General features: G+C 58.2%; 8 protein-coding genes, 1 tRNA gene, 1 pseudogene and 1 riboswitch. Of the genes and pseudogenes, 7 read left to right on the forward strand and 3 right to left on the reverse strand.

What is annotated here, in order from left to right; all coding sequences use genetic code 11:
* Nucleotides 1-33: 33 nt before the first annotated feature.
* Nucleotides 34-1218, reverse strand: coding sequence for an O-succinylhomoserine sulfhydrylase (locus tag NMA58_RS00870; protein WP_434712000.1), 1185 nt, complete (start codon nt 1216-1218; stop codon nt 34-36).
* A 44-nt stretch (nt 1219-1262) separates the two neighbouring features.
* Nucleotides 1263-1341: riboswitch (SAM riboswitch) on the reverse strand.
* A 74-nt stretch (nt 1342-1415) separates the two neighbouring features.
* On the opposite strand from NMA58_RS00870, the gene NMA58_RS00875 reads away from it, so the two are divergent.
* From NMA58_RS00875 to NMA58_RS00895, 5 genes and pseudogenes are all read left to right on the forward strand, one after another.
* A complete protein-coding gene (locus tag NMA58_RS00875; protein WP_085776833.1) occupies nt 1416-2510 on the forward strand; it encodes a 2'-deoxycytidine 5'-triphosphate deaminase in 1095 nt (364 codons plus the stop codon).
* A 47-nt stretch (nt 2511-2557) separates the two neighbouring features.
* Nucleotides 2558-2631 (forward strand) — tRNA-Gly (locus tag NMA58_RS00880).
* 274 nt (nt 2632-2905) lie between these two features.
* Nucleotides 2906-6748 carry a hypothetical protein gene (locus tag NMA58_RS00885; protein WP_434712001.1) on the forward strand — a complete coding sequence of 1281 codons (3843 nt, stop codon included), beginning with the start codon at nt 2906-2908 and terminating at the stop codon, nt 6746-6748.
* Between the two features lie 294 nt (nt 6749-7042).
* Nucleotides 7043-8103 (forward strand): annotated as a pseudogene (locus tag NMA58_RS00890) (efflux RND transporter permease subunit); the annotation flags it as partial.
* Nucleotides 8104-8177: 74 nt separating this feature from the next.
* Nucleotides 8178-8999: an oxidoreductase gene (locus tag NMA58_RS00895; protein WP_434712002.1), complete on the forward strand. Its 822-nt coding sequence runs from the start codon at nt 8178-8180 to the stop codon at nt 8997-8999.
* 78 nt (nt 9000-9077) lie between these two features.
* Here the strand turns inward: NMA58_RS00895 and NMA58_RS00900 are convergent, their stop codons facing one another.
* Complete coding sequence (locus NMA58_RS00900; protein ID WP_434713476.1) at nt 9078-9356, reverse strand: hypothetical protein; 279 nt, start codon at nt 9354-9356, stop codon at nt 9078-9080.
* A gap of 354 nt (nt 9357-9710) precedes the next feature.
* Between NMA58_RS00900 and NMA58_RS00905 the strand changes: the two genes are divergently transcribed.
* The gene (locus tag NMA58_RS00905) at nt 9711-10091 is read left to right on the forward strand and encodes a VOC family protein (protein ID WP_430957239.1); all 381 of its coding nucleotides are present in this window, start codon (nt 9711-9713) and stop codon (nt 10089-10091) included.
* Nucleotides 10092-10295: 204 nt separating this feature from the next.
* Here the strand turns inward: NMA58_RS00905 and NMA58_RS00910 are convergent, their stop codons facing one another.
* Nucleotides 10296-12302, reverse strand: a complete 2007-nt coding sequence (locus NMA58_RS00910; protein ID WP_434712003.1) for a methyl-accepting chemotaxis protein — start codon at nt 12300-12302, stop codon at nt 10296-10298.
* 459 nt (nt 12303-12761) lie between these two features.
* Between NMA58_RS00910 and NMA58_RS00915 the strand changes: the two genes are divergently transcribed.
* A complete protein-coding gene (locus NMA58_RS00915; protein WP_434712004.1) occupies nt 12762-13637 on the forward strand; it encodes a transporter substrate-binding domain-containing protein in 876 nt (291 codons plus the stop codon).
* Nucleotides 13638-13679 lie beyond the last annotated feature (42 nt).

Consider the following 13679-nt stretch of genomic DNA (forward strand, 5'->3'; position numbering starts at 1 on the left):
TCCTCATTGAAGTCCGGCCGCTATTCCAGTCGATCAGGCCGAAACCTTGGAAAGCGCCTGCGCGAAATCCTCGATCAGGTCGTCCGTATCCTCGATGCCGGCCGAAAGCCGCACCGTGCCCGGAGAAATGCCGAGTTCGGCACGCGCCTCTTCCGTCAGGTTCTTGTGCGTCGTCGTTGCCGGATGGGTGATCAGGCTTTTGCTGTCGCCGAGATTGTTGGAGATCTTGATGATCTCAAGCGCGTTCTGCAGCGAGAAGGCCGCCTCCTTGCCGCCCTTCAGCTCGAAGCAGACGAGCGTCGAGCCGCCGGTCATCTGCTTGGCGATGATGTCAGCCTGCGGGTGATCCTTGCGGCCGGGATAGATCACCTTGGCGACCTTGCCCTGCTCTGCCAGGAAATCGGCGATCTTCGCCGCATTCTCAGTCTGCTGCTTGACGCGCAGCGGCAGCGTCTCGATGCCCTTCAGAAGCGTCCAGGCATTGAACGGCGACATGGCCGGGCCGGTATGGCGGAAATAGTCGTGCAGGTTCTCGTCGATCCATGCCTTGTCGGCGAGCACCACGCCGCCGAGGCACCGGCCCTGGCCGTCGATATGCTTGGTGGCGGAATAGACGACGATATGGGCGCCGAGTTCGAGCGGCTTCTGGAAGAGCGGCGTCGCGAAGACGTTGTCGACGATCACCTTGGCGCCGACCTGGTTGGCGAGCTTGGCGACGCCTGCGATATCGATTACTTCGAGCGTCGGGTTGGTCGGGCTCTCCAGGAAGAATACCTTGGTATTCGGGCGGACCGCCTTTTCCCAATTGGCGAGATCCCGGCCGTCGACCAGCGTGCACTCGATGCCGTATTTCGGCGCAAGCGTTTCCACGACCCAGCGGCAGGAGCCGAACAGCGCGCGGGCGGCGACGATGTGGTCGCCTGCCTTGACCTGGCAGAGGACGGCGGCGGCGACGGCCGCCATGCCGGAGGCGGTGGCGCGGGCATCTTCAGCGCCTTCCAATGCGCACATGCGCTTTTCGAACATGTCGTTGGTTGGGCTGCCGTAGCGGGCATAGATGAAGCCGTCCGTTTCGCCCTTGAAGCGGGCTTCGGCCGCTTCCGACGTCTCATAGACGAAACCCTGGGTGAGATAGATTGCCTCTGATGTTTCGCCATATTGCGAACGCAGCGTGCCGCCATGCACGAGTTGGGTTGCCGGGCGCCAGGTCTTGCTCATGCCATCACCTTCACATAACAAAAAAACCGGCCGCAAAAGCAGACCGGTTTCATAACCCGGTCTTTTTAGCCACTTGTTTAACGTGGCTGCAAGCCGACCGGCCAAATCACCACGGGATAATTCTGCAATACTGCTGTTAGCTGCTTGCGTCAATTCCCCGAGTTTGGTTTTGTCGGCGGCAAAATGATGGATGGGGCATGATGGCTCGCGAAACTGGAATTCTGGCGGACCGCGCGATTGCGGCACTGTTCGAAACGGGGCGTCTGAACTCCGAGCGGGAGCTCGACCGCGATCAGATCCAGCCGGCAAGTCTCGACCTGCGCTTAGGAAGCAAGGCGTTTCGTGTGCGCGCTTCCTTCATGCCCGGCCCCTCGCATCTGGTCTCGGACAAGCTCGATCGGCTGAGCCTGCACGTGATCGACCTTTCCCAGGGCGCGGTGCTCGAAACCGGTTGCGTCTATATCGTGCCGCTGATGGAGAGCTTAGCGCTGCCTGCCGACATGTCGGCTTCGGCCAATCCGAAGAGCTCGACCGGCAGGCTCGATATCTTCACCCGCGTCATCACCGACTACGCCCAGGAATTCGACAAGATCCCGCCGGGCTATTCCGGCCCGCTCTATCTCGAAATCAGCCCGCGCACCTTCCCGATCGTCGTGCGCCGCGGCTCGCGCTTGTCGCAGATCCGCTTCCGTGTCGGCCAGTCCGTGCTCGGCGAGCCGGAACTTCTGAGGCTGCATGAAAGCGAAACGCTCGTTGCCAGCAAGCAGCCGAACGTCTCGGGCGGCGGCATTGCGCTGTCGATCGATCTCACCGGCGACAAGGACGGCCTGATCGGTTATCGCGGCAAACACCATACCGCCGTCGTCGACGTCGATGAGAAGGACCAGCACGATATTTTTGATTTCTGGGAACCGCTCTACAGCCGCGGCCGCAACGAGCTGATCCTCGATCCCGACGAGTTCTATATCCTTGTCTCGCGTGAAGCCGTGCATGTGCCGCCGGATTATGCCGCCGAGATGACCCCCTTCGATCCGCTGGTCGGCGAATTCCGCGTCCACTATGCCGGCTTCTTCGATCCGGGCTTCGGCCACGCGCCGGCCGGCGGGCGCGGCAGCCGCGCCGTGCTCGAAGTGCGAAGCCACGAAGTGCCCTTCATCCTCGAAGACGGGCAGATCGTCGGCCGCCTGGTCTACGAGCACATGCAGGAAAAACCGGCCAGCCTATACGGCTCCGGCCTCGGCTCCAACTACCAGGCCCAGGGCCTCAAGCTCTCGAAGCACTTCCGGATCTGAAACGCGACTTGACAGCCGCCCCCATCTGTTGGAAATCTCAGCGCATCGCGGGTGTAGCTCAATGGTAGAGCAGCAGCTTCCCAAGCTGAATACGAGGGTTCGATTCCCTTCACCCGCTCCAGCGATCCTTCCGGCGACGCGCAGAAATGTTCATTAAAGAACACGATAGCCTGAATATTACTTAGGCTCGCGGGTAACAATATGCGATGACAGTTGGTGCCTGCTAACTTCCTTTAGTGGCGCATACCCCGATATAATCCATCTGCCGCCAGAAGTTGACCCTGAATCAATATTTATACAATGGTTGTGTCGATAGTAGCGACAATGGTTGCTCAACGCTCTAAAGAGTTGAACGCAACTTTTGATATTGATTCGTTGGCATGGGAGCTATTTGTGTGACGTATTCCGAATTCGAATTGACGCGCCTCGATCCAAATACGTTCGAACACTTGGTAAACTCATTGGCGTTGCACGTGCTAGGTGCTGGGCACACGGGATTTGGGCCTGGACCTGATGGCGGTCGTGATGGATTCTTCGAGGGCGCTTCGAATTATCCAAGCGAAAAAGATGCTTGGTCCGGGATATGGTATATCCAGTCAAAGTTTCACGCGCCTAACCTTTCCAAAGACCATGGCAAATGGCTTTTGGCTCAACTGGAAGAAGAGCTAAAAGCCTTCGCCGCTCAAAATACGAAGCGCAAATGGCCGGACATCTACATCCTCGCCACCAATTTCGACCCCTCTGGCGTACCTGAGACCGGTGTATATGATCAAGCCAAAGCGTTAGTGAAGAAATACCGCCCGCAGCTAGTTAAGCGGTTCCACATTTGGGGTGGAGCAAAAATTCTCAGCCTGCTCTCCACATACGAGGCTGTTGCGGCCCAGTATGGCGAGTTTGTAACGGCTGGACACGTAATCAGAAATATTTACAAAACCCTAAATGACGCCTCTGCGGACGGAGACGACATATTAAGGCATTTTCTTGTTACGGATTTTCAGGGCCAGCTCTACTCCAAGCTTGAACAAGCAGGCTCCGACGAAGAGGACAAGCCACCTCTACAAGACATATTTACAGACCTTCCCTTTATAACGCCGGCAAAAAACCAACTTGCGGCGAAAGCTTTAGCTAAATCACTTGCTTATCCTCAAGCTCTTCCCGACGACGTCGCCGACATCGACCTTTGGGAGAGGTGGCAACGCGACCCCGAACGAGCACGCATCTGGTTCATAAAAGGCGGTCCAGGCCAGGGGAAATCGACGATCACCCAATTCATCGCTCAAGTTCAGCGCGCCTCTTTGATACTCACTGCTGACGGACCGTCCGTCACTCCAAAGCAAAAGAAATTAGCGAGAAACATCAAGCAAGTTGGCATCGATTTGGAGTTGTGGCCAATAGCGCCACGCATTCCGGTAACGGTAGAGTTGAAGTCTTACGCGCAGTGGTTTGGTGAGCAGCCGGATAAAGCAACGCGACTACTAGCTTATCTAGAGTATCTGCTCACTCGGGAGTTAGCCCAAGGCGTATTACCTGGAACCTTGAAACGTCTGTTTTCATCTGGACGATGGTTGTTCATTTTCGATGGCCTCGACGAAGTTCCCGGAGACATTAAAGACAAGGTTGCCCATGAGGTGGTGCATTTTGTCGATAATCTATTGGTGGGATTGAAGTGCGATGCCTCGATAGTCTGCACTTCGCGACCTCAAGGTTATTCGGGTCAGTTCGACGTTTTCCAATCAGCAAATCTAACACTTGCAAAGCTTTCTCGTGAAAAGGCGCTCGCGTGCGCTAAACCTCTTTTACGCCATAAGATGTCAGAGAAAGACAGCTCGGTTAAAATTGGCATCCTAGAGCAAGCGCTCTCGTCTCCCAGCGTCGCTTCCTTGATGACCACGCCACTGCAGTCGCACATCATGGCGATTATCGTTCGAATCGGAGGTCGTCCCCCTGAGCGAAAGTGGAAGCTGTTTGATCGATTCTATGAAGTTATTAAGAAGAGGGAGGCAGACAAAGACTTCCCCGATGCTCGGCTAAATAAACTTTTGAGTTCAGAAAACAAGTTAATTCGGGCCTTGCACAATCGCCTTGGGTTCGAACTGCATTCGAGAGCAGAGACAAAAAGTGGTGCCACAACGGCTCTAACACGCTCAGATTTTGAGGTCGTGGTAACCGAAGTTGTTTCAAGTTTGCAGGACATTGACATCGATGAGACAGTGTCGACGCTTATGGAAGCAGCCACTGAAAGGCTGGTGCTGGTAAATACTCCCGAAAACGGCGAAACAGTTCGTTTTGATGTCCGACAACTCCAGGAATTCTTCGCTGCCGAGGAGATCGCGGCCGCAGCACCGGATATTGTAGCTCAGAGATTTCAGACGATTGCGGGGGACTCCCACTGGGCCGAAGTCGTGCACTTTTTGCTGAGTGGGTTCGTTGAAAACGAGCGTCGCTTGGAGATATCGAGCGCCATCTCGTCGTTGCTGGAATTAGATGAGGGGCAGAGCGACACACGCGATCTAAATCGTCGACTAGCGCATGGCGGGCTAATTGTGCGCCGTATTTTAGTCGAGGGCGTCCTCGAGCATGATCGACGAGTTAGAAATCAATTTGCTAACTGCTTGTCGGCTCTTCTAACTACACCTGAAGCACCGAGTTATTTGGCAGCTACTCCGGGAGATCACTCTCGGTCCTGGCTGATCGATCTCCTTTTGCGATCTCTTCGAGAAAAATCTGAGGAGGAAGTGTTAGGTGCCGCAGCGACGTTAATCGCAATGATAGATGATGGGCACCCTTCTTCAAATGAAGCTTTCGAGTTAATTTCAACGAAATCGACTTCATTCCGGTCGGCACTCTTTCGGGAATCACAATTTCCTGAAGACGAACGCGGCACCGCAAACTGGGTAGGAAGAATAGCCTTTGACGTTCTCAAGGCTGATAACTGGTACCTCGACTCCGAGGATGTCATCAGTTCACTCACTGCGGTCATTCTCGAAGCGCATCGCTCAGGTCAATTTCTACACGAGTTCTTCAGCAGGGACACTGCGGCGACCTTTAGTCGCTTTATTGACTATCGCCATCTCGGGAATACAAATTCACTATCGAAGGAAATGCTCTGCAAGGAGAAGATTGAGATACACTACATTCCAAATGATGGCCCACGCGATTGGAATACGTGGTCGTCAGAGATTTTGGCAGAACTAACTGCCGCAGGCGGTTATTTCAAAGCAATAGCAGCAGTCTGTAAGTATCTGAAGTCACCTACACACGCGACGTACGAAGCTCTGTTCGACATTAGCCCGAACCTCGAATGGCTGCGTAAGCTTCCGGGGCACCTCGGCCTTGCTTTTAACCGGAAGGCACTGGTCACAGCATCCCCATTCAGTGATTGCGGGCACATAGTGGACAACTCGCCGTATGCTGGTAAACTGCGCGCAATATACCACCATGGTCCTAGAGAATTCACCGAGGAGGATTGGATCGAAATCCTCCATAAGATCCCCGAACATTTTTGTCATTTGTTGACGTTCGGCGAGCGCCATCTCCCTGCCGCGATCTGGAGTTCACCTAAGTTTATAGACGCTATATGCGATTTCGACCCTGATCAACTAGCTAGCATCATCTCCCACCTTCCTAACTCTGTGCCGGAGGATCTTAGGTCGGCTGTGATTGCGAAAGTAGTCGAGTTTGGTGACGGCAATCTGGGCAACCCGGCCTACGTTCGCAAAGTGCTCCCATTCGAGCTTCGGCTACCCGAAGAGGCATGCCTTCTTCCTTGGATCGTGAATATGCTTACGGAACGCGCAAGCATGGAGCTTGTTTTAAACGGTGAGGCGTCTCCTGACGAAGGGATATCTCACATCGTAAAAGGCTACATATGTGACCCAAATAAGCTTGCTGACCTGATATCCGATCAAAGCGTTTCAATCGCGATTAAAGCGGCAGCCGCGATAATGTTGTCGCTCCATTTCGCATCGGGGGAACTGCTGAGTAAATATGATTGGAACCAATGGTATAGCCCTGCTGAAGCGCCTTGGCTGATCCCAGCTCTCTGTCATGCGAATACGCCGAACGTAAGAGTCCGCGACGAAAGCAGCATGAGAAAGTTAGCATCGGTTCTAAGCCTTGCTCGCAAAGACTATCCTTCTAAATTTGCCTCAAGCGCTGTGATCCTAAGCTGGCGGGAGCTCGCTTATCAGCCATTGGCGGGCTCACCAGCCGACCTTTGGCAGGTGATTAAGGATTAATCGGGGCGCTTAGTATCCGACAACTTGTGGCTGGCATGCCTCGAGGCTTTCCCCAAGCAGTATCTGGCCGGGTGATGCTATTGTCGTGATTTTCCGTCGCGTCGTTCCGGAGAGACCCTCGCGCGGCACGTGAATCATAAGCCATTCTGGTGTCTCTGGGGTGGCTAAAAGGTTCCACTGCCCCTTGCATTCGAGGTCGGCAACCGTCACCGAGCCGTCGGGCCTTGCATCAGCCGACCAACTGAAGCCTTAAACCCATGCGCTGGCGATGCGTCGAAGTGGGCAGGTCCGAGGAAGAAGGCCCTCGACATCATGAAGGGCATACCGGATGTCCGCCAGGCCAATCGCGATTGGGGCAACCGTGTGCCGGTGGTGCGCTTCCTTCCCGACCAGGATCGACTGAGCCTCATCGGCCTTTCGCCGGCGGAAGCAGCCCAGCAGATGCAATTGCTGTTGAGCGGCATTCCGATCACGCAGGTTCGTGAAAACATTCGCAACGTGCCTGTCATCGCGCGCAGTGCCGGCGAAAACAGGCTCGATCCGTCCAGACTGGCAGACTTCTCGCTGATGAGCCGGGATGGCCGGCAGGTGCCGCTCGATCAGATCGGCCATTCCGAAATCCGGTTTGAAGAGCCGATTCTGAAAAGGCGCGATCGAACGCCTGTCGTTACGGTCCGCTCGGACATCAATGAGGCGACGCAGCCCCCGGAAGTTTCGCAACAGATTCTGAAGGCGCTTCAGCCGCTGATTGCCTCGCTTCCTGTGGGATATCGTATCGAGATGGGCGGAAACATTGAAGAATCACTCAAAGCCAACGTCGCCCTCGTCAAAATCTTCCCGGCGATGATTGCCGCCATGCTGATCGTCATCATCCTGCAGGTCCGCAGCCTGTCGACGATGACTATGGTGATGCTGACGGGGCCGCTTGGTCTTGCGGGTGTGGTTCCGGTCTTGCTCCTCTTCCATCAGCCCTTCGGCTTCAATGCCATTCTCGGGTTGATCGGACTGGCGGGAATTCTGATGCGCAACACCTTGATCCTGACTGAGCAGATCAAGGAGAACCAGGCGGCAGGTCTCGACGACTATCACGCCGTGATCGAGGCGACGGTGCAGCGAACACGTCCGGTCATGCTGACAGCACTTGCGGCCGTCCTTGCCTTTATTCCTCTCACTCATTCGGTTTTCTGGGGGTCGATGGCGTACACGCTGATCGGAGGCACGGCGGTCGGCACGGTGATGATCCTGCTCTTCCTCCCTGCTCTCTACGCCACCTGGTTCCGCATCAAACCGACCAAAACGAAAGTCACGAGAATTCACCAAGGCAAGTGGAACTGCAGGCAGCATTGGCTGCCGAGTGATGCCCTGCTGCCGAAGCAGCCGCTTCTACTGAAGCCCATAATTGATGACCCGCGCCAATCCAGGAGCATGCATGTCTAAAGATAAGGTTGTAGTGATCACCGGAGCCTCCTCCGGAATAGGCGAAGCTTCGGCGCGCCTTCTTGCACAAAATGGTTTCCAGGTCTTTGGGGGTGCACGCGACCCGAAGCGCGCTCATCCGATCGCCGGCGTGCGCTTAGGCACTGTGGACGTCACCGATGATGCCTCGGTCTCGAGCTTCGTCGAATGGGTTTTATCCGAGGCAGGCAAGATCGATATCCTGATCAACAATGCAGGCGTTTCACTGGTCGGCCCCGTCGAGAACACGTCGATTTCGGAAGCGCATACGGTGTTCGATACGAATGTGTACGGCCCTCTGCGCATGATCCGCGCCGTCTTGCCCTCCATGCGAGCCGCGCGGAGCGGGCTGATCATCAATGTCAGCTCAGTCCTTGGCTTCCTGCCTGCGCCATTTATGGGAGTTTATGCGAGCAGCAAGCATGCGCTGGAAGGGCTGTCCGAGTCTCTCGGCCATGAGATCCGTGAGTTCAACGTGCGCGTGGTGCTCCTTGAACCCACCTTCACGAACACGAAACTCGATGTGAACGCAGCAGAAACCGAGGTTCCCCTGGGAGTCTACGCGACGCAGGCTGACGCGACCATCAAAGCGGTGCAGGCCCAGATCAGGACCGCGCCGTCGCCGCGGGCAGTAGCAGAGAAAATCTTAGCTGCGATCAATGGTCCGTATCGAATGCGCCAACCAGCCGGTGGCCAGGCGAAGCTTTTAAGCCGGTTGCGCAGGTTTATGCCGGCAAGCGCTGTCGATAGCAGCCTGCGTAAGACATTCGGCTTCGGAAAGCGAAGCGCGTCCTAAGTTTATTCTTATTTTCCAACGTCGTCGGCTTCAACAGAATCGAGCAATGGTGAACCGACGACGTCATACCATCGAGGCCTAATCCCCGAAGAACCGGATCGGCTTGTACTGCCGGTGCGCGATGATCAGGCTTCGGTCGGGCTGGATGATGTAGGTTTCCTCCACCTGCCGGCCATATTGGTCGATGAAATCATGGGGGAAGGAGGAGCCGGGCGGCGATTTGGTGAGCTTGGTCCGCGGCTGGCCATTATCGGTGATGCTGCCCGGGATGGGTTCAAGGCCCGGCCCGCTGTAGCTGACGGTGTTGCATCCCGCAAGCACGAGAGTGCCGATGAGGCCGATGATTGCCGGTTTCATATCCATCCCTTCCGATGCGCAGAACGTTGCGATCTTACTCCCGATCGCAACAGACGCACCAGATGAAACGGCGTCTCCGCCTTCACTCGTTCGAGAGGTGCTGCCCGGAGCGCAGGAAATCCATGCGTTGCCGAAACCGGCGGTGTCTGCTAGATCGGCAGTGTCGAAAAAGGCAGGATCGGTTGAGGTAAGCCCGATCCCTTCCGTTGGAGCGTCGTGAGCGCTCTCAAGAAGCTCTGCTCCGTGGCCTATGGCATGAGAACCCGCGACGTGATCCGCATCAAGATGCGGGATCCCGGCGGCGTGCGGAGACGGCAAAAGGCAGTCCCGGGATTTTTTCAGACGGAGACTGTCATGCGCCTGAACCATCTCGATTTTCACGTTCCCGATATTACCGCGACGGCGGATTTCTTCATCCGCCACTTCGGCCTGATGCTCAAGGATATGCGGGGCCAGAATGGCCTGGCGATACTGACCGACGACGCCGGCCTCGAAATTGTCCTCAGCCACGCGATCGCCAAATTCGGCACGTCAGACCAGGTCGAATTGCAGCGTCAGACCTATCATATCGGCTTCATTCTGGCCGATAGGGCGCATGTCGATGCTGTCCACGCCGGGCTCGTTGCTTCAGGTGCAGACCTGTCCGGCCCACCGGCCGCCATGCGCGGCGGCTGGCTGTTTTATTGCACGGCTCCTGGAAATATTCTGGTCGAGGTTGGGTGGCGGCCGGAGTAGATGAGATCCTAAAAGGAAGGGTACGGCCCGTAGCCTGCCCCTCATCCGCCTGCCGGCACCTTCTCCCCGCTTGCGGGGCGAAGGAACCGTGCCGCGACCTCTCCGTTCCCCACCAATCTCGCGCTGGGCACGTCCCCTCGCCCCGTTCACGGGGAGAGGGCTAGGGTGAGGGGCAATTTTGGGTGGGAGCTAAACAGTCGTGGCTCAGAACTCCGTCCAGTCGCCATCCTGGCTTTTCGGCGCGCTGCCGGCGCCGAAGGCGTTGGCGAGGGTCTGGCCGAGGGCGCGCGCCGGTGAGGCGGCGGGGCGGGCCGTGCCTTCCTTGGCGACGCGGATCGAGGCTGGCCTGGCGGCCGGGCGCGGGGCAACACGCGGTGCTGCGGCCGGCGGCCGGGTCGAGGCGATCGGTGCGGCGGCGGCAAAGCCGCCGGTGCCGGTCAATCGGAACTGGCCGAGCAGCGTGTTGAGCGCCGATGCTTCGCTGGCGAGGCTGTGGCTGGCGGCCGTCGACTGCTCGACCATTGCCGCATTCTGCTGCGTGCCCTGGTCCATGGTGTTGACGACGGTGTTGATCTCCTGCAGCCCGATCGACTGCTCACGCGAAGCTTCGGCGATCGCGTGGACGTGCTGGTTGATGTCCCGCACCTCGGTGACGATCACATCGAGCGCCTTGCCGGTCTCGCCGACCAGCGTGACGCCGGTCTGCACATGCGTGCCGGAATTGTTGATCAGGTCCTTGATTTCCTTTGCGGCCTTGGCGGAACGCTGGGCGAGCTCGCGCACTTCCTGGGCGACGACCGCAAAACCCTTGCCGGCTTCGCCGGCGCGGGCGGCTTCGACGCCGGCATTCAAGGCCAGCAGATTGGTTTGGAAGGCGATGTCGTCGATGACGCCGATGATGTTGGAGATTTCGCCGGAGGACTTTTCGATCTCCTGCATGGCGGCGACGGCCTTGCGGACGATCTCGCCGGATTTTTCGGCGCCGAGGCGCGTGCGGGTGACGAGTTGGCTTGCCTCCTCGGCGCGCTTGGCGGCGTCGCGGACCGTCGTGGTGATCTTTTCCAGCGCCGCCGCGGTTTCTTCGACGGAGGCCGACTGCTGTTCAGTTCGCCGGGACAGCTCGTCCGCGGAGGAACGGATCTCGTTGGCGCCGGCGCCGATCGCCCGCGCATTGGCCCCGACCGCCTGCAAGGCCTCATCGAGCTTCTCGACCGAGTGGTTGAAATCCTGCCGCAGTGCATCGAGATGGGCGACGAAGGGCTCGTCGATATGCGAGGCGAGATCGCCGGCGGCCAGACGGCGCAGGCCATCGCCGAGTGCTGCGACGGCGCGTTCGAGTTCGGCGGCCTCGCGGGCTTTCTGCGCCTCGCGTTCGCGGCGCTCGCCGTCGCTGACGCTGCGGTCTGCCTCGGCGCGGGCCTCGATCTGCCGGCGCTCGATGGCGTTGTTGCGGAAGATCGAAACCGCCTTTGCCATCTGGCCGACTTCGTCGCGGCGCTCGAGGCCGGCGATCTCGCTGTCGGTGTCGCCCTCGGCAAGCCGCGTCATGCGCAGGCTGAGCCTCGCCATCGGGCCGGCGATGCCTTTCTGCGCCACGGCGACGCCGCAACCGATCGCCAGCAGAACGGCAATGCCGATCAGAACGAAGGAGAAGGTGATCCGGCCGTTGACGGAGGCCGAGAGCGCGTCGCCGCCATCGTTGAGCAGCGCCATCATTGCATCATTGTTGGCGATCATCTTCGGTGTCAGCGCATTGAGCTTGGCATTGATCAGGGCGCCATTCGAAGCCGCACCGGCGCTGTCCTTGGCCTTGCTCTGTTCGGTGATCTTGTTTGCCAGCGTTTCGATGTCATCAATGCCGGCCTGGATTTCGTCGATCGCGGCCTTGCGGCTCGGGACCAGCGTCAGCGCCTGTTTCATCCGGTCACGGGCCTGCGGCAGCCGGCTCGGCGCGGCGAGCGCCGTCTGGAAGGCCGGCGTATCGGGCTTCGTCTCGGCCAGAAGAGTGACCTGCAGCACGGAGGCCACCACCGATGCGCTGGCCCGCGCGCTCAGCATCGAGGCCGTCGCCTCACGATCGATGAAGGCGCTGTAGGCGGCGTCGGCCCGGCGGAACTCGGAGATGACATAGACGAGCCCCGCCATCGTGATGAGGCCGAGCAGCGCCACGACCGATATGATTTTCGTGCGGATTTTCAGATGCTTCAGCATGGGAAATGTCACCCGGTTGGCTGGGCGTGTGGCGCGCCCGATGCTTTTGAAATCAATTGCTGCAGAAAAAGCGCTGCTTCAATATTGCGGTTCAAGGATAGGTCAGGACTGACGCGTGCATCATGCGATCGGCTGGCGGGGCCCGATGTCGTCGCCAAAAATAAAAGGCGATATTCTTTAATTCCGCGCTAACGCGGGGCGGCGGATGCCCGCGATTTTTAGGGGCTGAATTGTTATCCCCGGCAAGTTGACGACCGGGTTGATGGTCGACACTTTGGACCGGGTTGATACCTGACAGTTTTCAATCTGTCGTGTGTGCTGCTTCGGGCATCATCGGCCTGGGCGGGCGCGGGATCCGACCGTCATCCGCTCCCTCACTCCACCCATATTCCCCGTCCCGCGTGACTCTGCTACATCTTCCCGCGACGCTTCCCGTTCAACCCCGAGACCAAGATCACGATGACGCAATCCAAGCTGGCATCCCTGACTCTGAAGGGGTTTTTCGCATTCGGCCTGTTTTTGTCAGCACTTTTGTCGGGTTTTGCCGCATCCGCCCAGCAGGCCGCTCCCTCGCTGCCGCTGCTCTTCGACGCCCGCGAACGTCTCGCCAGGCCCGATCTCTCTTCGCTGGTCCGCCTGCGCTTTTTGACGTCGGTCGATTTCCCGCCCTTCAATTTCACCGATCAGAACGGCAAGCTTTCCGGTTTCAACGTCGATCTCGCTCGCGAAATCTGCAGTGAGCTGGAAATCTCCGACAAGTGCCAGATCCAGGCAATCCCTTTCGCCGATCTGAAGGACGCGCTCGCCGCCTCGCAGGGCGATGCCGTCATCGCCGGCCTTGCGGTGACGCCGGAGCTTCGCCGGCAGTTCGTCTTTTCCCGGCCTTATCTGATGCTGCCGGCGCGCTTCGTGCGCAACGTCGCGATGCCGGCCGACGGCAAGACGGCTGCCGCCCTTGCCGGCCGCCCCGTTGGTGTCGTCAGAGGGACGGTACACGAGGCGATGCTGGCCGCCTTTTTTCCGGCGCTGAAAGCACAGGCCTTCGATACGAAGGAGGCCCTGCTTGCGGGCCTGAAGGAGCGCAAGGTCGATGCCGCCTTCGCCGATGCGCTGCAGCTTTCTTTCTGGGTCTCTTCGCCGGGATCGGACAAATGCTGCGCGCTGTTTGACGGCCCCTACCTCTCCGAACATTTCCTCGGCGAGGGCATGACGATCATGCTGCGGCAGAAGGACAGCGTGCTGACCTCGGCCATCGACCACGCGCTTGCCGCGCTGTCGCGCAATGGCCGTCTCCAGGAAATCTATCTGCGCTATTTCCCCTATGGGCTCTACTGACCTAATGGCGCCCAAAACTGCGCAACGGTTTTGGGATAACGT

Source organism: Rhizobium sp. YTUHZ045 (assembly GCF_051124255.1).
GTDB lineage: Bacteria > Pseudomonadota > Alphaproteobacteria > Rhizobiales > Rhizobiaceae > Rhizobium.